This window comes from Comamonas sp. BIGb0152 (genome assembly GCF_024809975.1).
GTDB lineage: Bacteria > Pseudomonadota > Gammaproteobacteria > Burkholderiales > Burkholderiaceae_C > Comamonas.
This window is the reverse complement of record NZ_JANUDY010000002.1, coordinates 460,709-481,749: the sequence shown is the minus strand read 5'-3', so window position 1 is coordinate 481,749 and position 21,041 is coordinate 460,709. Positions and strand designations below refer to the sequence as shown.

18 protein-coding genes are annotated in these 21,041 nt (G+C 63.4%); 10 read left to right on the top strand and 8 right to left on the bottom strand.

The window, feature by feature from the left end; all coding sequences use genetic code 11:
* The first annotated feature begins 55 nt into the window (after window positions 1-55).
* From M2375_RS05700 to phnX, 3 genes are all read left to right on the top strand, one after another.
* Entirely contained in the window at window positions 56-1,777 is a 1,722-nt protein-coding gene (locus M2375_RS05700) for a putative 2-aminoethylphosphonate ABC transporter permease subunit (protein ID WP_259164496.1), read from the top strand.
* 44 nt (window positions 1,778-1,821) lie between these two features.
* Window positions 1,822-2,955 (top strand): TIGR03364 family FAD-dependent oxidoreductase, encoded by a 1,134-nt coding sequence (locus M2375_RS05695; protein WP_259164495.1) that lies wholly within the window; start codon window positions 1,822-1,824, stop codon window positions 2,953-2,955.
* 85 nt (window positions 2,956-3,040) lie between these two features.
* Window positions 3,041-3,877 carry a phosphonoacetaldehyde hydrolase gene (phnX, locus tag M2375_RS05690; RefSeq protein WP_259164494.1) on the top strand — a complete coding sequence of 279 codons (837 nt, stop codon included), beginning with the start codon at window positions 3,041-3,043 and terminating at the stop codon, window positions 3,875-3,877.
* Between the two features lie 77 nt (window positions 3,878-3,954).
* On the opposite strand, the gene ggt is transcribed toward phnX, so the two are convergent.
* The 5 genes from ggt to M2375_RS05665 all read right to left on the bottom strand — a co-directional run bounded on the left by ggt (window position 3,955) and on the right by M2375_RS05665 (window position 9,446).
* Window positions 3,955-5,955 carry a gamma-glutamyltransferase gene (ggt, locus tag M2375_RS05685; RefSeq protein ID WP_259164493.1) on the bottom strand — a complete coding sequence of 667 codons (2,001 nt, stop codon included), beginning with the start codon at window positions 5,953-5,955 and terminating at the stop codon, window positions 3,955-3,957.
* 267 nt (window positions 5,956-6,222) lie between these two features.
* Window positions 6,223-6,483, bottom strand: a complete 261-nt coding sequence (locus M2375_RS05680) for a hypothetical protein (protein ID WP_259164492.1) — start codon at window positions 6,481-6,483, stop codon at window positions 6,223-6,225.
* 79 nt (window positions 6,484-6,562) lie between these two features.
* Window positions 6,563-7,087: a hypothetical protein gene (locus M2375_RS05675; RefSeq protein WP_259164491.1), complete on the bottom strand. Its 525-nt coding sequence runs from the start codon at window positions 7,085-7,087 to the stop codon at window positions 6,563-6,565.
* 109 nt (window positions 7,088-7,196) lie between these two features.
* Window positions 7,197-8,000, bottom strand: a complete 804-nt coding sequence (gene dkgB / locus M2375_RS05670; protein WP_259164489.1) for a 2,5-didehydrogluconate reductase DkgB — start codon at window positions 7,998-8,000, stop codon at window positions 7,197-7,199.
* Window positions 8,001-8,267: 267 nt separating this feature from the next.
* Window positions 8,268-9,446, bottom strand: coding sequence for an MFS transporter (locus M2375_RS05665; RefSeq protein ID WP_259164488.1), 1,179 nt, complete (start codon window positions 9,444-9,446; stop codon window positions 8,268-8,270).
* Window positions 9,447-9,520: 74 nt separating this feature from the next.
* Here M2375_RS05665 and M2375_RS05660 point away from each other — a divergent pair, with 74 nt between their 5' ends.
* Window positions 9,521-10,420 carry a LysR substrate-binding domain-containing protein gene (locus M2375_RS05660; RefSeq protein WP_259164485.1) on the top strand — a complete coding sequence of 300 codons (900 nt, stop codon included), beginning with the start codon at window positions 9,521-9,523 and terminating at the stop codon, window positions 10,418-10,420.
* A gap of 54 nt (window positions 10,421-10,474) precedes the next feature.
* Here M2375_RS05660 and M2375_RS05655 read toward each other — a convergent pair whose 3' ends face one another.
* Together M2375_RS05655 and M2375_RS05650 are read right to left on the bottom strand one after the other, a co-directional pair.
* A complete protein-coding gene (locus M2375_RS05655; protein WP_259164484.1) occupies window positions 10,475-12,457 on the bottom strand; it encodes an AI-2E family transporter in 1,983 nt (660 codons plus the stop codon).
* Window positions 12,458-12,624: 167 nt separating this feature from the next.
* Window positions 12,625-15,018 carry a Tex family protein gene (locus M2375_RS05650; protein ID WP_259164483.1) on the bottom strand — a complete coding sequence of 798 codons (2,394 nt, stop codon included), beginning with the start codon at window positions 15,016-15,018 and terminating at the stop codon, window positions 12,625-12,627.
* A gap of 213 nt (window positions 15,019-15,231) precedes the next feature.
* Between M2375_RS05650 and M2375_RS05645 the strand changes: the two genes are divergently transcribed.
* The gene (locus M2375_RS05645) at window positions 15,232-16,347 is read left to right on the top strand and encodes a DUF72 domain-containing protein (RefSeq protein ID WP_259164482.1); all 1,116 of its coding nucleotides are present in this window, start codon (window positions 15,232-15,234) and stop codon (window positions 16,345-16,347) included.
* A gap of 199 nt (window positions 16,348-16,546) precedes the next feature.
* Window positions 16,547-17,029 carry a hypothetical protein gene (locus M2375_RS05640; protein ID WP_259164481.1) on the top strand — a complete coding sequence of 161 codons (483 nt, stop codon included), beginning with the start codon at window positions 16,547-16,549 and terminating at the stop codon, window positions 17,027-17,029.
* A gap of 55 nt (window positions 17,030-17,084) precedes the next feature.
* Here M2375_RS05640 and M2375_RS05635 read toward each other — a convergent pair whose 3' ends face one another.
* On the bottom strand, window positions 17,085-18,092 hold the full coding sequence (locus M2375_RS05635; protein WP_259164479.1) for a bile acid:sodium symporter family protein: 1,008 nt from the start codon (window positions 18,090-18,092) through the stop codon (window positions 17,085-17,087).
* Window positions 18,093-18,190: 98 nt separating this feature from the next.
* Here M2375_RS05635 and M2375_RS05630 point away from each other — a divergent pair, with 98 nt between their 5' ends.
* From M2375_RS05630 to M2375_RS05615, 4 genes are all read left to right on the top strand, one after another.
* A complete protein-coding gene (locus M2375_RS05630; protein WP_259164478.1) occupies window positions 18,191-19,111 on the top strand; it encodes a LysR family transcriptional regulator in 921 nt (306 codons plus the stop codon).
* A 107-nt stretch (window positions 19,112-19,218) separates the two neighbouring features.
* Window positions 19,219-19,755 (top strand): superoxide dismutase family protein, encoded by a 537-nt coding sequence (locus M2375_RS05625; protein WP_259164477.1) that lies wholly within the window; start codon window positions 19,219-19,221, stop codon window positions 19,753-19,755.
* A 92-nt stretch (window positions 19,756-19,847) separates the two neighbouring features.
* Window positions 19,848-20,495, top strand: coding sequence for a pyridoxamine 5'-phosphate oxidase (pdxH, locus tag M2375_RS05620; RefSeq protein WP_259164476.1), 648 nt, complete (start codon window positions 19,848-19,850; stop codon window positions 20,493-20,495).
* On the top strand, window positions 20,492-21,040 hold the full coding sequence (locus tag M2375_RS05615) for a GNAT family N-acetyltransferase (RefSeq protein ID WP_259164474.1): 549 nt from the start codon (window positions 20,492-20,494) through the stop codon (window positions 21,038-21,040). The genes pdxH and M2375_RS05615 overlap by 4 nt, the downstream gene beginning before the upstream one ends.
* Window position 21,041 lies beyond the last annotated feature (1 nt).

Sequence of the window (21,041 nt, the reverse complement as noted above, 5' to 3'; positions counted from 1 at the left end):
CACCCCAGAGCCGAAGGCCGCAACGCTGTCGGCGATGGGGCCTCAAGACGACACTATGACCTCATCCATTTCAGCGCCCATAGCGCCCACCCGCAGTGCCGGCCTGCGCCCAGCGCCCAGCGACCGCCTTGCGCAACTGGCGCTGGTCGCCATCACCTTGCTGCTCTTGGTGGGCTTGTTGGCCCCCTTGGCCGCCTTGCTGGGCCAGGCTTTTGCGCCGGCTTCGGGCGACAGCGGCTCGGCCTTTATGCGCTTTATCCGCTATTTCCAATCGCCAGCGCTGCTGGGCAGCCTCTGGAACAGCCTGTGGGTGTCGCTGCTGGTCACCGTCGTGGTCATCCCCCTGGCATTTGGCTTTGCCTATGCCATCACCCGCTCAGGCATGCGCGCCAAGGGCTTGCTGCGCAGCATCAGCCTGCTGCCGCTGCTGGCACCGTCGCTGCTGTCTGCCATCTCCTTGATCTACTGGTTTGGCAACCAGGGGGTGCTCAAGTCATTGCTCGATACCCTGGGGTTCGCCAGCATCTACGGTGCGCCCGGCATTGTGCTGGCCCAGTGCTTTGCCACCTTTCCGCATGCGCTGATGATTCTGATCACCGCACTGGCCCTGGGCGACCAGCGCCTGTACGAGGCCGCCACAGCGCTGGGGGCCAGCCGCACGCGCCAGTTTCTGACCGTTACCTTGCCGTCTTCACGCTATGGCGTGGTCTCGGCCGCGCTGGTGGTGTTTACCTTGGTGATCACCGATTTCGGCATCCCCAAGGTGATTGGCGGCAATTTCAACATGCTCGCCACCGATGTATTCAAACTGGTCATCGGCCAGCAGGATTTCCAGCGCGGCGCCGTGGTGGCCTTGCTGCTGCTGCTGCCCGCCGTCATCACCTACGCGATTGACCGCCAGGTGCAGAAAAAACAGACCGCCGTGCTGACCGCACGTTCTGTGGTGCTGCAGCCCAGCCGCCATGCCGCCACCGACCGCTTTTGCAGCTTGCTGTGCTGGGTGCTGGCCGCGATGATGCTGGCCATGTTCGGCATGGCCATCTTTGCGTCGCTGGTGCAGTTCTGGCCATACCAGCTGGGTTTGACCCTGGCGCACTACACCAGTGGCCTGGTCGATGCGGGTGTTGATACCGCTGTGTTCAACAGCCTGACCATGGCCGCTTGCGCCGCTGTAGTGGGGCCGGTGGTGGTCTTCATGGGTGCCTACCTGTTGGAAAAAACCAAGGGCCTGCCTGCCTTGCGCCCGGTGCTGCGCATGCTGGCCATGCTGCCCATGGCCGTGCCCGGCCTGGTGCTGGGCCTGGGTTATATCTTCTTTTTCAACGCCCCCGGCAACCCGCTGAACTTTCTCTACCAAACCATGCCCTTGATGGTGCTGTGCACCGTCATGCACTACTACACCACCGGTCACATGACCTTGGTCACCGCCTTGAAGGCGATTGATGGCGAGTTTGAGGCGGTGAGCGCCTCGCTCAAGGTGCCGTTCTACCGCACCTTGTGGACTGTGACCCTGCCGATGTGCCTGCCGGCCTTGCTGGAGGTGTCGCGCTACTTCTTTGTGGCCGCGATGACCACGATCTCGGCGGTGGTCTTTCTCTACTCACCCGAGACGCGCCTGGGCGCCGTGGCCATCTTGAATCTGGATGAGGCCGGCGACATGGCTGCCGCTGCCGCCATGGCGGTGATGATTGCCGCCATCAGCTGCGTGGTGACCGTGCTCTACCAGGCGCTGGGCTGGTGGCTGAACAAGCGCACCCAGGCCTGGCGGCAGCGTTAAGAGCGGTGACGGATCTGGCAGCAATAGGACAAGGAAAGACTGGAATGACTGTGGGACCTGCAAATTTTGATGTGATCGTGGTGGGCGCTGGCATTGTGGGCCTGGCCCACGCTTATGAGGCCGCCCGCCGGGGCCTGAAGGTCTGCGTGATCGACCGGGATGCGGCCTGTGTGAGCGCATCGATCCGCAACTTTGGCTTTGTGACAGTCACCGGCCAAGGGGCAGGGGACACCTGGCGCCGCGCCCGCCATGCGCGCGACGTTTGGGCCGAGGTGGCGCCCAAGGCGGGTATCGCAGTAGTGCACCAGGGCCTGAACCTGGTGGCGACGCGCGACAAGGCGCTGGATGTGCTGCAGGCCTTTATGCAAACCGAGATGGCCCAGAGCGTGGACTGCGAACTGTGGACCGCCGAGCAAGCCGCTCGCCATGCGCCCGAGCTGCGGCTGGACAAGGCCCAAGCCGTCCTCCACAGCCCCATTGACCTGCGGGTGGAATCGCGCGACGCCATTGCCCAGTTGACTCGCTGGCTGGCCGAGCAGCTGCAGGTGACTTTCCGCTTTGGCGAGGCGGTGCTGGAGGTGGCCACGCCCAAGGTCGTGACCGCCAAGGGCCAGCTGCATGCCGAGCGTGTGGTGGTCTGCACCAATGCCGACATCCACGGGCTCTACCGCGCGCTGTTTGCCAAACACCAGGTGCAGCTGTGCCAGCTGCAGATGCTGCGCGTGCAACCTGCATCGGCTTTTCGGCTCAATGCATCGGTGATGGGGGATCTGAGCCTGGTGCGTTACCACGGCTACAGCAAGCTGCCCCAGGCGCAGGCCTTGTTGGAGCAGCTGCAGCAGGAAGAGGGCGAGAGCCTCGCCCAGGGCATCCACCTGATAGCAGTGCAAAGCGCCGATGGCAGCCTGGTGGTGGGCGATTCCCACCACTACGGCGCGGCCGTCCAGCCTTTTGCGCAGGACCACGTCGATGCACTGATGCTGCGCCATATGCAGGAGGCGCTGCACATCGAGGACTACCGCGTGACGGAACGCTGGGTGGGCATTTACCCATCAGCCCCCCACACCGATTGCTTTATCGAGGCGCCGGATGCCGCCACCCGCGTGGCGATCGTCACCAGCGGCACGGGAGCCAGCACGGGCTTTGGCGTGGCGCACGACACCTTTGCCCACTGGTAAATCTTGCCCCTCCAAGCCTTTTGAAATTTTGACGCTCCCGATATGCACCCTGGCCAGCGGCCGGCGCATGGGGGCAGAGGACACCATGACGAATTTTCACAACCCGCAGCGCGTACAAGCCGTTGTTTTTGACTGGGCCGGCACCATTCTCGACTTTGGCTCGCGCGCCCCCATGGGCGCCTTTGTGCAGCTGTTCAAGGATTTCGGTATCGACATCAGCATCCCCCAGGCCCGAGGCCCCATGGGATCGGCCAAATGGGACCATATTGCAGCACTCTGCAAGCTGCCCGAGGTGGCAGCCCAGTGGGAAAACCGCTACGGCAAGCCGGTGGCCAACAGCGATATCGACCACCTCTACGAAGTGTTCACCCCCATGAACGCCCGCGTGGTGGGTGACTTTGCCGACTTCATCCCCGGCGCGCTCGAAGTCGTCAACCGGCTGCGGCTCGATGGCATCAAGATCGGCAGCACCACGGGCTATAACCGCCCAATCATGGATGTGCTCGAACCCATCGCTGCCAAGGCAGGCTATGCGCCAGACAATATCGTCTGCGCAGGTGACCTGGCCGCAGGCCGCCCCAGCCCCTTGATGATGTACCGCTGCTTTGCCGACCTGGGCATCTGGCCAGCCTCCACGGTGGTGAAGGTGGACGACACCGGCGTGGGCATTGCCGAAGGCCTGAACGCCGGCTGCTGGACCGTGGGTGTAGCGATCAGCGGCAACGCCAATGGCCTGTCCCTACAGCAATGGCAGGCGCTGGGCTCGGACGAGCAAGCGGACATTCGCAGCACCGCTAGCGAGCAACTGCGGGGTGCTGGCGCGCATTTTGTGATCGACAGCGTGGCCGATCTGCTGCCAGTCATCGAGCAGATCAACCAGCACCTGCAACGCCAGGAGCTGCCGGCACAAGTGGCCGCGTAATTTCGGCCCCCAGAAACGACAAAGCCGCTGCGGGCAACAACCCGCAGCGGCTTTTGACGTTGGCGAAAGACCGAAGCTTACTTGGCTTTGTAGGTATCGCCGAGCACCACACCTTCACGGCGTGGATCAGCGCCACCGCTCAGGCGTGCTTCACCGGCCGCGTTGGCGGTGCGGATAACGGTACCCACGCCGCTGGACTGTGCATTGACCGACACGGTATGGCCCATGCCGCGCAGTGCCAGCACCAGGGGATCGTTGTCACCGCTGTTGGTGGCAATGATGTTGGGGTGCTCGCCACCCAGGTTGGTGGTGCGGCTGTTGGAGGCGCCAAAGTTCACCATATTGGTGGCTTGCTGGGCATCCAGGCCCCAGTCCAGCGCGCCGACCAAGGTCTTGGTCACGAACTGGATGATGGTGGCACCACCGGGCGAGCCCGTGGCCATCTTGAACGCACCTGGCTTGCCATCTGCCGTGGCTTCAAACACCAAGGTCGGCGCCATCGAGCTGCGTGGGCGCTTGCCGGCTTCGAGCTTGTTGGCAATGGGCAGACCATCGGCCGTCGTAGGCGCTGCCGAGAAGTCGGTCAGCTGGTTGTTCAAGATAAAGCCCTGGGTCATGTGGTAGGAGCCCATGCCCGCTTCCACCGTGGTTGTCATGCTCACCACGTTGCCCTTGGCATCGACGATGGTCATGTGCGTGGTGCCAGCTTCCGTCACCTTGCCCACGCCCATACGGGTGTTGCCAAACTGGCCGGCCGTGGCGGTACCCATGCTTTGGGTAGGCGAGATCAGCGCTGCGCGCGACTTCAGGTAGCTCTTGTCCAGCAAGGTGCTGTTCAGCGGGCCGGGCAGGGGGGTGAAGTCGGTGTCGGCCACATACATGTCGCGGTCGGCATAGGCCATGCGCTCGGCTTCGCTCACCAGGTGCACGCCCATGGCGGTAGGCTTGCCGCCTTCCAGATCCAGCGCGGTGGGCTTGTGTGGTGCCAGGTCAAAGTTTTCCAGCACACCCATGGCCTGGGCCACGGCAATACCGCCCGACGATGGCGGTGGCATGCCGCAGATCACGTACTTGGCGCGGTAGGTGGTGCAGACGGCTTCGCGCTTCTTGGCCTGGTAACCGGCCAAATCGGCCAAGGTGGTCACGCCAGGGGTGATGGGGGCACCGGTGGTCACGTTCTGGCTCACGGCGATCTTGTCGACAATGCCCTGGGCCACGGATCCGGTGTAGAACGCATCCGCTCCACTGGTCGCCATCTTGGTCAACGTGGCTGCGTAGGCAGGGTTCTTGAAAGTCTCTCCCAGGCCCTTGGTCGTGCCATCGGCATTGAAGTACAAGGCGAGGGCGTCCGCATCGGCCTGCAGGGCGGTCTTGGCGCCGGCCAGCGCATCGGACATGCGGCCGCTGATCTTGAAGCCATTGGTGGCCAGGTCAATACCGGGCTGGATCAGGTCCTTCCAGGGCTTGGCGCCGTGGTCTTTGTGGGCCAGGTCCAGCATACGCACGGCACCGGGCGTGCCGATCGAGCGGCCGCTGGCGCGCGTGCTGGGCAGCGGCGTGGTCTGCGTGCTGCTGTCGATATGGCGCAGGTAGTCGGGCGTGGCAGCAGCAGGCGCTGTTTCGCGGCCATCATAGGCGGTCACTTTTTTGGTCGCTGCATCGTAGTACAGCATGAAAGCGCCACCGCCAATACCGCTGGACTGGGGTTCAACCAGGCCCAGCACCATCTGCACCGCAACGGCGGCATCGACGGCAGAGCCACCCGACTTGAGCACCTCACAGCCAGCCTTGGAGGCCAGCGGGTTGGCCGTTACCACCATGTACTTATTACCTTCGACAACCTTCTTGCCCGTGCGGTAGCCCGAAGCCAGCTCAGGGAACGAAGGATCGCCAGGGAGACCGGAGCCCACCACCACCGAACCATCCGACGTACCAGCCTCGCAGGCCGTGCTGACCAGATCTTCTTTGTCGTTGTGGCTGGAGCCGCCGCAGGCGGTCATCGTCAGCGCAACAATGGCCGCCAGTGCAGCCATGCTGTAGCGCGCGGGGACGGCACTCAGCGATCGTTCGTTTTTCATATTACTTTTCCTCGTATCAATTGACACGAAATTGTCTTAGTAAAACGAATGATCCAGACTCTGTATAAGCCGTGGTTAACCCTCGGTTTGGCAACAAAGTGGCTGCAGTTCCCAACGGCGGTGCAGATTTTAAGTTCTTGCAGAAGTGAGGGTGCAGTGGTTAAGCGGAAATACGACTTAACATAATATACATCGTATCAATTTCAAAGACAGCGACGGGAAGCACTGAAACGCCTGCGCTCTTGAGAACGAACTGGCATCGTTCACTTAGCGCTCAGGCCGCATGTCCGTGCCAGGCCTGTCATCCTTAACCAGCACCCAACGGAAGCCAGCGGGAGCGACCGGTGTCTGCGCCGCTTGCACCGAGCGCCTGCGGTCACCCAGGTTGGACGCGTTGATTCCGTTTTTGATGGCGGCTTTCAGGACTTCATAGCCGACCCAAAACCAGACCACGGTTGCGATCACTGACCAGAACAGCATCCAGGCCATGTGCCGGTCCATCTCCATCTGCCATCTTGCCCAGTCCATAGAAGTTCCTCCTGCTGCGCAGTGTAGCCCTGTGCTGGCCGGAAACTATGCCAGCTGCGCGAGGCCTACAGCAGGCGCCTCAGCATCCCGCCGTGAATTGCCGATCTCGCGCGTCTTGCCGTTGCGCCCGAATCCATTCCATGGTGCGCACCGACCCGCCTGCTCTGGCCATGCGATCCAGCTCGTCCACCCGTTGGCTGAGCTGCTCACAGACTCCTTCATTGGCACGATCGCTGCTTTGCGCCGCGGAGTAATAGCGATTTCGGGCATGGCTGGCTTGCGACCCGCTCTGCGCCCGCTTTCTTTGAGCGATCGCTAACTGGGTGTCCCAGTCCACATTGCTGGGCACCCTGACGCTCTCCACCAAGGTCCATCGCTCTTGCGCGCATGGCCGGTCGATCCACCACAGCTCTGATTTATCGGGTCGCTTGCAGAGGTAGATCAGCTGGGTCAGCGGCCCATCCGGGTTGCGGACTGCCGGCGTGACATCGACGGTTTTTGCATTTTTGCAAGGCTCGGAGCTGTAGCTATTGCCGCAGGGGTACACCTCTTGGGCATGTGCTGCGCTGGCCAGCAGCAGACCTAGCACAATCAGGATATGCATACATTTCCTTACGTGTTATTTGCGCGCATCCTAGCGGCTCGCCCGGCTCCTGTGCATAAAAAAAGGCCTGCGCAACGGCAGGCCTTGGATAGCTAAGGCTGTTACTGGCTCAATCCCAAATCGGAGCCAGCCCCTCAGGATTCACTTCGCGCCCATTGCGCTCCAGTTGGGCGATGCGGGCCATGTCCTCGGCATCCAGCACCAGTTGCTGGGCCAGCAGGTTGCTGGCCAGGTTCTCGCGCTTGGTTGAAGACGGGATGACGGCGTAACCCAGTTGCAAGGCCCAGGCCAAGGCCACCTGGGCAACGGTGGCCTGGTGCTTTTTCGCGATCTCGGCCAGCGCCGGGTCCTGCAACACCTTGCCGTAGGCCAGGGTCATGTACGAGGTCACGGCAATGCCCTGCTCTTGCAGGAAAGCTGTCAATTGTTGGCTTTGCAGATAAGGGCTCAGCTCGATCTGGTTGGTGGCGATCTGCCCTGCTCCCACGGCGGCGATGGCCTGGCGGGTCAGGTCGATATTGAAGTTGGAGATGCCAATCTCACGGGTCAGGCCCTGGGCCTTGGCTTCGGCCAGCGCAGTCATGAACTCTGACAACTCCACGCCGTTACCGGGTGCGGGCCAGTGGATCAGGGTCAGGTCCACATAGTCGCTGCGCAGCTTTTTAAGGCTGTCTTTCAGGCTGGGGATCAGCTTGGCCTGGCTGTAGTTGTCGGTCCAGATCTTGGTGGTGACATACAGTGCGTCGCGTGCCACGCCACTGTCGGCAATAGCTTGGCCCACTTCAGCTTCATTGCCGTAAATTTGCGCTGTATCGACTGCGCGGTAGCCCAGCTCCAGCGCGTTGCGCACCGAATCGACGACCACCTGGCCTTGCAGACGAAAAGTACCAACACCAAATCGAGGAATAGACATGAAAGACTCCTTGGGGAAAACACAGACAAAGGGGTGCGGCAGGCCTGCATCGGTATCAAATTGACAGCGCCCTCACCGCATTGGCACCCAGTTTGCGCTTTTCATACTTGCAGATAAAGCCCTGTATTAGCAATATTCTTTTGAAGAAATATCAACTATCGCCGCCTGCTCTGCACACAGCGGCTGGGGATCTGAATGCCTTGAAAAGCAAAAAAGCGCCTCCGTGCAGCCAATAGCGTGCACGAGGCGCCTTCCAACCAACGCTGTTTAGATATTGCCAGGCACTGCCGATGAGGCCTGACCACGGCGCATGCGCGCCTGAACCAACACGAGCCCCAAGCCAGCAGCAGCCAATGCCGCGCCCGCCCAAGCTACCGCCCCATAGCCTAGGCCCTGGCCAATAACGGCACCTCCCAGAGCGGCGCCCACGGCATTGCCCAGGTTGAAGGCGCCCACATTGACGGATGACGCCAATCCCGGCGCCTCGGCGGCCGCTTGCATCACCCGCATTTGCACCGGGGGCACCATGCCAAAGGCCGCAGCGCCCCAGACCACCAGCCCAATGCCCGCGCCTACATGGGTGGTCAGCGCCCAAGGCAGCACCAGCATGATGAGGGCCAAGGCCAGCAGGATCAGGCGGGTGGCACCATCCAGCGACCAATCGGCCAGGCGCCCGCCCAGGCTGTTGCCGATGGTGAAGCCCACGCCAATCAGCACCAGCGCAAAGGCGATGAAGCCGGGGCTGGCGTGGGTGAGCTCAGTCAGCACCGGGGCCACATAGGTGTAAAGGGTGAACATGGCGCCTGCACCCATCACCGTGGTGCCCATGGCCAGCAGCACCTCGGGGCGGGTCAGCACCTTCAGTTCGCGGCGTACATCCGGCCGGGTGCCAGGCTCGCCCTTGGGCAGCACCAGCCACAGCGCGGCAATGGTGACCAGGCCCAGCGCGGCGGTGCCGGCAAAGGCCAGCCGCCAGCCTACTTGCTGGCCAATCCAGGTGGCAGCGGGCACGCCGCCGATATTGGCCACCGTCAAGCCCATGAACATGGCCGCAATGGCGCTGGCCTGCTTGTCCTTGGGTACCACGCTGGCGGCCACCACGGCGCCGATGCCAAAGAAAGCGCCGTGGTTGAGGCTGGTCACCAGCCGCGACAGCAGCAAGCTGGTGTAGCCCGGTGCCAGCGCAGACAGCAGGTTGCCGACGGTGAAGATCAGCATCAGGGTGACCAGCGCGGCCCGCCGGCCAAAGCGGCTGAACAGCAAGGTCATCACCGGTGCGCCCAACATGACGCCTACGGCATAGGCCGATACCAGCATGCCCGCCGTGGGAATGCTGACATCAACGCCCTGGGCGATCACAGGCAAAAGCCCCATCGGGGCAAACTCGGTCGTGCCAATGGCGAATGCACCAATGGCTAAAGCAAACAAAACAGCGGAAGACTTCATGCCTCTAGTGTGCCCTGCTAACATTTGCAGATTAAGCACGATAGCCGCCAAAATCTTTTGACGCCAGATCAACAATGAAGACCACGCTCGATGAACTGCAGGCCTTTGTGGCCGTGGTCGATACCGGCACGATCACGGCCGCCTCCGAGTTGCTGGACCTGACCGTCTCTGCCACCAGCCGCACCTTGGCCCGGCTGGAGGAAAAGCTGCAAACCACGCTGCTGCGCCGCACCACACGCCGGCTGGAGCTGACTGAGGAAGGCGCTGCATTCTTGACGCGAGCCCGGGCGATTCTCACATCGGTCGATGAGGCCGAAGAGCTGATGGCCGCCCGGCGCGTGCGCCCTGCCGGGCGTCTGCGGGTCGATGCCGCCACGCCCTTTATGCTGCATGTGCTGGTGCCGCTGGTGGACAGTTTTCGAGCGGCATTCCCGGAGGTGGAACTCGAGCTGCACTCCCACGAAGGCATTGTCGATTTGATCGAAAAGCGCAGCGATGTGGCCTTTCGGATTGGCGCGCTCAAGGATTCGAGCATGCATGCGCGGCCGGTGGGCAGCAGCCGCATCCGGGTGCTGGCCAGCCCCGCCTATCTGCAGCGCCATGGCACACCCCGCGACCCCCAGGCATTGGCCCAGCATGTACTGCTGGGTTTTACCCAGCCTGAATCATTGAACGAATGGCCGCTGCGCGATGGCGCCGGCGAGATGCTGCGCATACAGCCGGCCATCGCCTCATCAAGCGGCGAAACCTTGCGCCACATGGCCTTGGCCGGTTTTGGGATAGTCTGCCTGTCGGACTTCATGACCCGGGCAGATCGCGAAAGCGGCCAATTGCTGCCCTTGTTCGAAGACCAATTGCTCGATGTGCGCCAGTCCATCCATGCGGTGTACTACCGCAATACGGCCCTGGCCTCACGCATCACCTGCTTTGTGGACCATGTGGTCGGCGCGCTGGGCGAGCGGCCTTTCGATTGAAAACACCGGGCCGGCGTGAGACCGCCCTCCTCGCGCTGACACAAAGCTGCGCTGTCAGCGTGGTAGCAGGTTTTCTGGATCCATCGCTGCAGCGGGCTCGCCGACCACCAAGCTCGTGAGCTCTCTGATCTGGTACACGGCATGGTGCGCGCGCATACTGTTCAAGGTCTCTGCCCGCATGGGCCCCCTGCCCTGCGCGCCCAGCAGCATGACGGTGATGCTGAGCTGCGGACAGCGCTGGCGCAGGCTCTCGCACATTTGGCCGAGTCTGCCCATTGGATTCGGGTGAAAGCTGCAAATGCAGAGATGGCGCACGCCGTCATAGAGGGAGAGATCGCCTTGGCGCAGAACCGTCTCGATCGACACCGCACGCGTGCTGCTGTCCACACCATGCAGGCGCAGCGCATGGGCGGCCATGGTGGCGGCATGCCGGTCAATATCCCACTGCATGCCGACACACACCATGGTGGGTGTCGGCGGCTGGCCTTCGGCCACCGGCGTCAGCGCCGCGGGGCGGTAGTGGCGCTGCAGGCCGCTGAGCAGCATGGCCACCGCCTCCGACAGGCGCTGGCGTTGCGGCGGGCTGGCGGCGTTGCGGTACTGCTGCGCGGCAATGGTCAGCGCCGGTACGGCAACCTCGTCATAGAAATGGGTAACGGCCACCGCCTGCTCTTGCTGGCTGGGCTTGGGCGGCAGCGCTTGGTCAATATTCTCCGAGGCCACGTCGATGGCCTGGTCCACATCACCGCGCCACAGGCGCTGCAGCAGTTTCTCCGGCGGGTCAAACACCGCCTGGCTGCCCAGCAATATTTCCAAAAATCCCATTCCCGGGATATAGCGCCCCAGCACCAGCAGGCACACCGTCAGCGGCGTCGACAAAATCAGGCCAATGGGGCCCCACAGCGCCGTCCAAAAGGTCGCTGCCAAAATGATGGACAAGGTGGACAGGCCCGTGCTCGCGCCATACAGCCAGGGCTCGACGATGTTGTTGCTCAGCAGCTCCAGCAGCACAATCAGCGCCAAGGTCCACAGCAGCAGGCTCCAGCCCGGGTCCACCGCAAATGCCAAGGTCAGCGGGAAAACCGCAGACGCCATGGGCCCGATATAGGGCACAAAGCGCAGCACCGCCGCCAGAATGCCCCACAGAATCGCGCCGGGCACCCCAATCCACCACAGGCCCAGCGCCATAGGCACGCCATAGCTGAGGTTGACGAAAAGCTGCATGCGCAAGTACTGGCCGATGCGGGTGGCAGCATCATCGAGCGCATCGGAGGCCATATGGGTGTTGGGCCCCATCAGCCGCAGCAAACGGTCCTGCAGGCCGCTGCGGTCCAGCAAGATCAACACCACAAACAAAAACACAATGCCGGTGGTGGCCAGCGGCTCTGCCACCTTGGCCAGCAGCTCCAGCGCCTTTTGAATCGGCTTGACGGCTGGCTCCTGCACTTCCACCTTTTGCACCCGGCGCGCGCGTGCATCGCCTTGCGCAATCTCCGTCTCCACCGTATTGAGCACCTTGACGGCGCCATCCCACACGCCGGGGCCATTGAAGTAGGGTTTGATGTTGCGCAGCTTCTGGCGAATCGTGTTTTGGTAGGTTGGCAACTCGGCACTCAAGCCGGTGACTTGGCCACCCACGTAAATCGCACCCGCGCCCAGCGCGCCCAAGGCCAGCACCATCACCAAGGCGACCGACACTACGCGGGGCAGGCCCCAACGCTTGAGCCGGCTCACCGCCGGATCCAGGAAAAATCCCAGCAAGGCCGCCAAGGCCACCGGCAGCAGCACATCCCTGCCCACATACAGGCCCAGGATCACCACGGCGGCAATCACCATGCCCACCATCAAACGCAGACCGGGGACGATCGCCAGCAGCGGAGCCAGCGTGTCTTGCGTCGTGCTGCCTACACGGCGGCGCCCAGCAGAGCGCCTGCCAGCACGGCCCCCTTCATGCGGCTCTGCACGCAGCGGCCGCTTGGGCCCGGGAACGGGCTGGGCCGGGGGCACATCGTCAGGCAGGGGTTGGTCGGGTGGCATGGGGTGGGAGAGCTCAGAAGATGGGGAAAGCGCAAGCTGCTATTACATCCAATATTCGGTGCACCGGCTGTCATCTTTGGCTGATTTTTTGGAGGTTTGCGATGCGTGCATAAAAAAACCGCAAGGCCGGGGGCACTTGCGGTCTGGGCAGGCGATCAGCCCGGCGCTTACTTCTTAAGGCCTTGCAGCTTGGCAAAGGCCGACGCCATCGCGTTTTGCTGCGCGGGTTGGTTTGCGCGGGCGGGCTGCGTGTAGCCACCCCGGGCGCCACCGCCTTGGTTGCCCCGGCCGGCCGATTCAAAGCGATTATCACGCGGGCCATCGCGGCGCGGGGCCACGGCATCGAGCTTCATCGTCAGGCTGATGCGCTTGCGCTCCGGGTCCACCTCCAGCACCTTGACCTTGACGATCTGGCCGGTCTTGACGACTTCGCGGGCATCCTCGATGAACTTGTAGCTCATCTGGCTGACGTGGACCAGGCCATCCTGGTGCACGCCCAGATCGACAAAGGCGCCAAACTGGGCCACGTTGCTGACGGTGCCTTCCAAAGTCATGCCTTCGCGCAGGTCCTTGATGTCCTCCACGCCTTCATTGAAGCGGGCAACCACAAAATCAGGACGCGGATCACGGCCGGGCTTTTCCAGCTCGCCGAGGATGTCCGAGATGGTGACGGCACCAAACTTCTCGCTCACAAAGCGCTCGGCCTTGAGGCCCTTGAGCACCTCGCCACGGCCCATCAGCTGGTCCACAGGCTTGCCGGTCGTCGCAATGATCTGCTCGACCACGGCATAGGTTTCCGGGTGCACGCCGGTCATGTCCAGCGGGTTGTCGCCGCCGCGAATGCGCAAAAAGCCTGCTGCCTGCTCAAAGGTCTTGGCCCCCAGGCCGGCCACGTCCATCAGCTGCTTGCGGTTTTTGAAGGAGCCATTGGCATCCCGCCAGCGCACCACCGATTTGGCAACGGTGCCCGACAGGCCCGACACGCGGCTGAGCAGCGGGGCCGATGCCGTGTTCAAGTCCACCCCCACCGAGTTCACGCAGTCTTCCACCACCGCATCCAGCTGGCGGGCCAGCTCGCTTTGGTTGACGTCGTGCTGGTACTGGCCCACGCCAATGCTTTTCGGGTCGATCTTGACCAGCTCGGCCAACGGGTCCTGCAGGCGGCGGGCAATCGACGCGGCACCGCGCAGGCTCACATCCACATCGGGCATCTCTTGCGATGCAAATTCGCTGGCCGAATACACCGAGGCGCCCGCCTCGCTGACGACCACTTTTTCGATCTTTTTGTCGACCTTCTCGGCAATGCGGATCAGGTCGGCGGCCAGCTTATCGGTCTCGCGGCTGGCGGTGCCGTTGCCAATGGCAATCAGGTTGATCTGGTGCTTTTCCACCAGGCGGGCCAACACCGCCAGGGAGCCGTCCCAGTCGCGGCGCGGCTCATGCGGGTAGACGGTGGTGGTGTCCACCAGCTTGCCGGTATGGTCCACCACGGCCACCTTCACGCCGGTGCGGATGCCCGGATCGAGGCCCAGCACCACGCGCTGGCCGGCAGGGGCGGCCAGCAGCAAATCGCGCAGGTTGTCGCCAAACACCTTGATCGCCACTTTTTCTGCATCCTCGCGCAGGCGCGAGAACAAATCGCGCTCCGTGGACAGGCTCAGCTTGACGCGCCAGGTCCAGGCCACGCACTTGCGGATCAAGTCATCGCTGGGCCGCTTGCCATGGCTCCAGCCCAGGTGCAGGGCAATCTTGCCTTCGGCCAGGCTGGGCTGTCCGGGCTCGGGCGCCACGCCGGGCTGCAGCTCCGGCTGCACCAGCTTGGCCTCCAGCACTTCAAGCGCGCGGCCACGGAACACCGCCAGCGCACGGTGCGATGGCACCCGGCCAATGGGCTCGTCGTAGTCGAAATAGTCGCGGAACTTGGTGACCTCGGGGTCGGCTTCGTTCTTGGCTTCGACCTTCTTGGAGCGCAGCAGGCCTTCGGCCCAAAGCCATTCGCGCAGCTTTTGCACCAGCGCCGGGTCTTCGGCCCAGCGCTCGGACAAGATGTCGCGCACGCCATCGAGCACCGCCAGCGGGGTCGAGAAATCCGGGCCCGGCTTGCCGTCGTCCAGCACGGTGGCGGGCTTGCAAAAGGCCTGGGCCTCTTGCTGAGGGTCCAGACTGGGGTCGGCAAACAGCTTGTCGGCCAGCGGTTCAATGCCAAATTCCTTGGCAATCTGGCCCTTGGTGCGGCGCTTTTGCTTGAAGGGCAGGTAGATGTCTTCCAGCTCCTGCTTGGTGGGCGCGCGGGCAATCGCCAGGCGCAAGGCATCGGTCAGCTTGCCTTGCTCGTCAATGGCTTTGAGCACCGTCTCGCGCCGATCCTGCAACTCCCGCAAATAGATCAGGCGCTCGGCCAAGTCCCGCAACTGGGTGTCATCCAGACCACCGGTGGCTTCCTTGCGGTAGCGCGCAATGAAAGGCACGGTCGCACCGCTGTCCAGCAATTCCACCGCTGACGTCACCTGGGATTCGGCAACCTTCAGCTCGGCCGCAATCTGCGCAATGATTTTTTGCATGCTCTGTGCTCGCTCCAATGCTTCTCTGGCAAAAGAGCCAGTGTGCCATAGCTGCCGGCGGCCACTGAGTATTTGAACAGTTGCCAGATTTGAAATATGTAATTTTCGTAGCAGCGATGCCGCTGGCTGCGCTGCGTTGGGGGGCTTGCCGGGCCAATCGTCAAACAATGCGAATCCCGCTGCAGCCTTGGCTTGGTGGCATACTGGCCTGCGATGTCCCCTGACCCCGACCAGAACCTGGACCTGTTTGGCGCAGCGCCTGCGCCTGCCGCGTCGGCGTTGGCAGCGCCGCAAAACAGCGCGCCCCCCGCATCGCCGCCCCCTGCCCCACTTCCCCGCAGCCGTGCGCAAGCAGTGGCTGCCGCCCATCCCTTGCTTGGCGAGGACTTGGCGCCCGCCATGCCTGCGCTGCTGCGCATGGGCACCTCCTCTTGGTCCTACCCCGGTTGGGAAGGCATGGTCTGGGCCAAAGGCTATAGCGAACGCATCCTCGCCCAGCGTGGGCTCAATGCCTATACCAAGCATCCATTGCTGCGCACCGTCAGCATTGACCGCAGCTTCTACCGCCCGCTGGCCCCGTCTGAATATGCGCTGTATGCGGCCCAGGTGCCGGCAGACTTTCGCTTTATCGTCAAAGCACCGGCACTGGTCTGCGATGCCCAGGTGCGCAGCGAAGACGGGAGGGGCAAAGAACCCAACCCGGCGTTTTTGAATGTGGAACTGGCCCTCAGCAGCTATGTGCGCCCCGCCTGCGAAGGCCTGCTCGACAAGCTTGGCGTGCTGCTGTTCCAGCTCAGCCCCCTGCCCTTGAACCGGGTGCTGAACCTGGCGCAGACCTTGGCAGAGTTGGAGCAACTGGCCTTGGCCGTGCAGACCGAACTGGCCAGCTTGCCGCCAGAGCAGCGGCCGATTGTGGCCTTTGAGGTGCGCGACGCCGACTGGCTGCGCCCTGACGTAGCGCCGCATCTGACCCAGATTCTGCGCCATGCCGGTGCCACTTACTGCCTGGGCCTGCACGCCAAAATGCCGCGCATGCCCGAGCAATTGCCACTGCTGCGTGCGCTGTGGCCCGGCCCACTGGTCTGCCGCTGGAATGTGAACCCCATCTTTGGCCCCTACGGTTACGCCGATGCCGAAAAGCAGTTGGCGCCGTTTGACCGCATCCAGCAGCCGGACCCGCCGACCTTGGCACTGCTGGCCAGCACCCTGGCCGGCATCTGCGGCAAAGGGCAGCCCGCCTATGTGACCATCAGCAACGAGGCCGAAGGCTGCGGGCCGCTCAGCATCGTGCGGCTGGCGCAAGCCATTGCGGATCTGACCAACGCCTGAAACGCCCAGCCAGCCCAATTGCAATCACTTGCGATGTTTTGCGCAAATTTGCAGGCGCTGCTCCCACGCTGGCCTGGATGCTGCCTGGCGCAGGCCTATGATGGAGCGCTTGCCGATGCACCGCAGCCAACCCTCAGCAGACAGCAGGTAGCAGGCAGCAGCGGCATCACCCCCCTTTTTTAGCGATCCGATTCCATCCATGCGTTACCGCACAGCGAGCCATCTGGCCAGCCTGGCCCTTTTCAGCGCCATCCTGGCCGCGTCTTTTTCCAGCCAAGCGGCGGAAACCCGCGCCAACCGCTTTAGCGTGAGCGACAGCGTCACCAGCGTGCAGCTCTGCGGCAACCGCAACCAGGGCAGCAAAAAGGCGGCCCAGCCCTACCGCGTGGTGCAGGGGGAGCAAAACGGCCAGTCTTATTTGTTTGTGCAGTGGATGAACCAGCCAGACGACACGCCCCACTGGCGCGGCGTGGCCGCCCACACGCAGGGGTTTGCAGAGATCAACGACGACAGCGCCGGCCTTAGCCTCAGCAACCTGCGCTGCCGCGCCCAAGGCAAGGCCATCCAGATCAGCGCAAATGTCAGTGGCGGCAACCCGGCGGTCAAGCGCCGCCAGCTGCAGCTGGAGGTGGGCCCGGCGCTGGAGAAATACAGCATCAGCTTTACACCGGCGCTGAAGTAAGCCAGCACCGGCGGCCTGCACCGCACAACTGCGCTGCCCCATCCCACCACCCAGGCTATTTGCCTGCGGCTGCAGCGGCCAACTGCTCCTTCTCCGCCAGCTGCGCGCGCTTGGCGTACTTGGCGGCCAACACGCCGCAGACCATCAGCTGCATCTGGTGGAACAGCATCAGCGGCAGCACCATCATGCCCACCGTGCTGCTGGCAAACAGCACCTTGGCCATGGGCACGCCGCTCACCAGGCTCTTTTTGCTGCCGCAGAAAACAGCGGTGATCTCGTCTTCCTTGTCAAAACCCAGACGCCGGGACAGAAAGGTGGTCAGCAGCAAGGCCAGTGCCAGGATGATGGCGCTGATCACCAGCAGCCCCCCCAGGGTGGAGACCGACACCTGGCGCCAGATGCCCTGCACCACGGCGGCGCTGAAGGCGGTGTAGACCACCAGCAGGATGGAGCCTTGGTCCACCACCTTGGTGAGCTTGCCATGCGCCTTGATGAACGGGCCCACCCAGCGCTGGAGCAGATGGCCCAGCGCAAAGGGCAGCATCAGCTGCAGCAGAATCTTGCCGACCGCATCCACAAAGGAACCGCTGGCCCCGTGCGCCGTGACAAACACGCTCACCAGCAGCGGGGTGATGAACACGCCCAGCAAGGTCGAGGCCGATGCGCTGCAAATGGCAGCCGGGATATTGCCCCGCGCCATTGACACAAAAGCGATCGACGACTGCACCGTGGACGGCAGCACGCACAGGAACATGACCCCCACGTACAGCTCGGGCGAAACCAGCGGGGTCAGCAGCGGCTTGAGCGCCCAACCCAGAAAGGGAAACACGACAAAGGTGCTGCCCACAATAAAAAGGTGCAGCCGCCAGTGCATGATGCCGGCCAAAATGGCCTGGCGCGAGAGCTTGGCACCGTGCAGAAAGAACAGCAGCGCCACAGCGGCGGTGGTCAAGGCCTCAAAGCTGCTGGCCACCTGGCCGGTGGCAGGCAGAAAACTGGCCAGCAGCACGGTGGCCACCAGCATCAGGGTGAAGTTGTCGGGACGGAATTTCATGAGCGCCATTGGACGCCGTTCGCGGTCGAAAGTAAAATTAATTTATAAGATTGATTAATGATTTAAAGTCATAAATAACCGCCATCCGCTTTTTGTCAGACCCCGCCATGCATGTCAGCCTTCGCCAACTCCAGGTGTTTCTCTGCGTTGCCCAGTGCCGCAGCTTTAGCCAGACCGGTCAGACCCTGGGGCTGACGCAGTCCGCCGTAAGCCGCGCCATGGTGGAGCTGGAAGGCCAGCTCCATGTGCGGCTGCTGGACCGCACCACCCGCGAGGTGCTGCTGACCGATGCCGGACAGCTGCTGGCCCAGAAAGGCGCGCCCTTGCTGCAGGAGCTGGCCGACGCGCTGGCAGAAGTGGCCGATGTGGGCCATGCCGCGCGCGGCCAGGTGCGCATCGCCAGCAGCCCTACCCTGTCCGCCGCGCTGATGCCCGCTTGCATTGCAGCCTGCAACCAGGCGCTGCCGCAGATCCAGCTCAAGCTGGTAGACCGCCTGCAGCAGGAGGTACTGGCCCAGGTGCGCAGTGGCGATGTGCATTTTGGCCTGGTGGTCGAGCCGCCCGAGTTGGGTGACCTGGACTACATCAGCTTGCAGCACGACCCCTTTGTGGCGGTACTGCCCGCAAGCCATCGCCTGGCCAGCGCCCGCAAGCCGGGCGCTGCACTGCGCTGGGACCAGCTGCGCGGCGAGCCACTGGTGCTACTCGACCATGCATCGGGCAGCCGCCGGCTGATGGATGCCGCATTGCTGGCCAGCGGCTGCGGGCCCGAGCACAGCCCGGTCGTGCAGGAGGTGGGCCATGTAACCACCGCGTTTCGCATGGTGGAGGCGGGCATTGGCATCAGCATCATGCCGGGGCTGGCCCTCCCCGCCCAGGGGCTGAGCAGCCTGCAGGTCTGCGATCTGACACCCCAGGTGCAAAGGGCCATCATGCTGGTGCGGCGCCGCCAGCGCAGCCTGCCGGCCGCCGCGCAGGCGGTCTGGGATCTGGTTGCCACCCGGCTTACCACAGCCCCAGCGCCCTGAGCCCGCTGCGCTATTGCTGGCAATCAGACTACATAAAACGGCCGCGCCGCGTGCTAAAAACAGGGGCTTGTCATCACCCTTATTTTTCAGGGACCAGGAGAGTTCGCATGATCCAACGCATTCCATCTATCGCCAAAATCGCCGCCGCTGCCGCCGTGGCCGCCATGCTGAGCGCCTGCGCCACTACCGAGCGCGCCACCCCGGTGGCCGAGGCGACGATCAACCCGACCGAAGGCAACAACATCAGCGGCTATTTCCGCGTCTACCAGGTCAACCGCGATACCGTCCGCGTGATGGCCCAGGTCAAGGGCCTGGCGCCCGGCAGCGAGCATGGCTTCCATGTGCATGAAAACGGCAACTGCTCGTCGCCCGATGCCATGAGCGCGGGCGGCCACTACAATCCGGGCGGCCACCAGCACGGCAAGGCCGGCCCGCAGGCCCACGTGGGCGATTTGCCCAGCCTGATGGCCGATGCCGCAGGCACGGCCTTTCTGGTCTGGGAGACCAAGGACCTGTCGATCGGCACCGGCCAGCCCAGCGATATCAAGGGCCGCGCCGTGGTGGTCCACAAGGACAAGGATGACTACACCACCCAGCCCACCGGTAACTCCGGCGCGCGCCTGGGCTGCGGTGTGATCCAGTAAGCGTCCCTCCCCGCTCTGCCCAGCCTGTGGCGCCTGGCGGCCCACAGGCTTTTTTGTGCCTGCCTGGGCCCAAAGCGATGCACAATCGGGCCATGAGCGAACTCTCCCACTCCATTGCCGATTTGCGCAAAAGCTATGAGCGCGCAGAGCTGAACGATGCGGCCTCCTGCGCCGCCCCCATCGACCAGTTTGACCGCTGGATGAACGAGGCGGTGGCATCGCAGCTGCCCGAGCCCAACGCGATGACCGTGGCCACGGTGGGGGCCGATGCCCGGCCCAGCACCCGCATTGTGCTGATCAAGGGATACGACGCGCGTGGCATTGTCTGGTACACCAACTACGACAGCCGCAAGGGCCGCGAGATCTTTGGCAACCCCTTTGCTGCGCTGATGTTCCACTGGGTCGAGCTCGAACGCGTGGTGCGCATCGAGGGGCGCGTGGAGAAAGTCTCAGACGCGGAAAGCGATGCCTATTTCAACAGCCGCCCACTCGATTCGCGCATCGGCGCCTGGGCCAGCCCGCAAAGCCAGGTCATCGACAGCCGCACGGTGCTGGTGACCAATGCCGCCAAGTATGGCGCGCAGTTCTTGCTCAAGCCCCCCCGCCCGCCGCACTGGGGTGGTTTTCGCCTGGTGCCCGACACCTGGGAGTTCTGGCAAGGCCGCAAGAGCCGGCTGCACGACCGCCTGCGCTACCGGCAAGACGGGGCCGATTGGATTCGTGAACGTCTGGCACCATGACCAGTCTGGCTGCACGCGCCTACGACATCCGCTGGCTGACACCCGATGATGCCGCCGCCTTTCAGGCGCTGCGCCTGGCAGGTTTGCGTGCATCGCCCAGCGCCTTTGGCTCCAGCTACGAAGAAGAAAAAGACCGCCCCTTGGCGGTAATCGAAGCACGCCTGGCCCCTGCTGCTGACCAAGGCGTGCTCGGTGCATTTGCACACAGCCAGCTGGTCGGCATGCTGGGCATTCGCCGCCAGGACGCCCTCAAAACCCGGCATCGCATGGCCATGTGGGGCGTTTATGTGGCGCCCAGCCACCGCAACCAAGGGATAGCGCAAGCGCTTTTGGCACGGGCCGTGGCCTTTGCCCGCCAGGTGCCCGGTGCCGTGCAGGTCCATCTGAGTGTCAACGCGGCCAGTGGCAGTGCAATTCGCTTGTATGAACAAGCGGGCTTCAAAACCTATGGCACCGAGCCTGCAGCCTTGCTGGTCGATGGCGAGCTGCACGATGAGCTGCTGATGCAGCTCCGGCTACAGCCCACAGCCGAGCCAGCGACCTAGC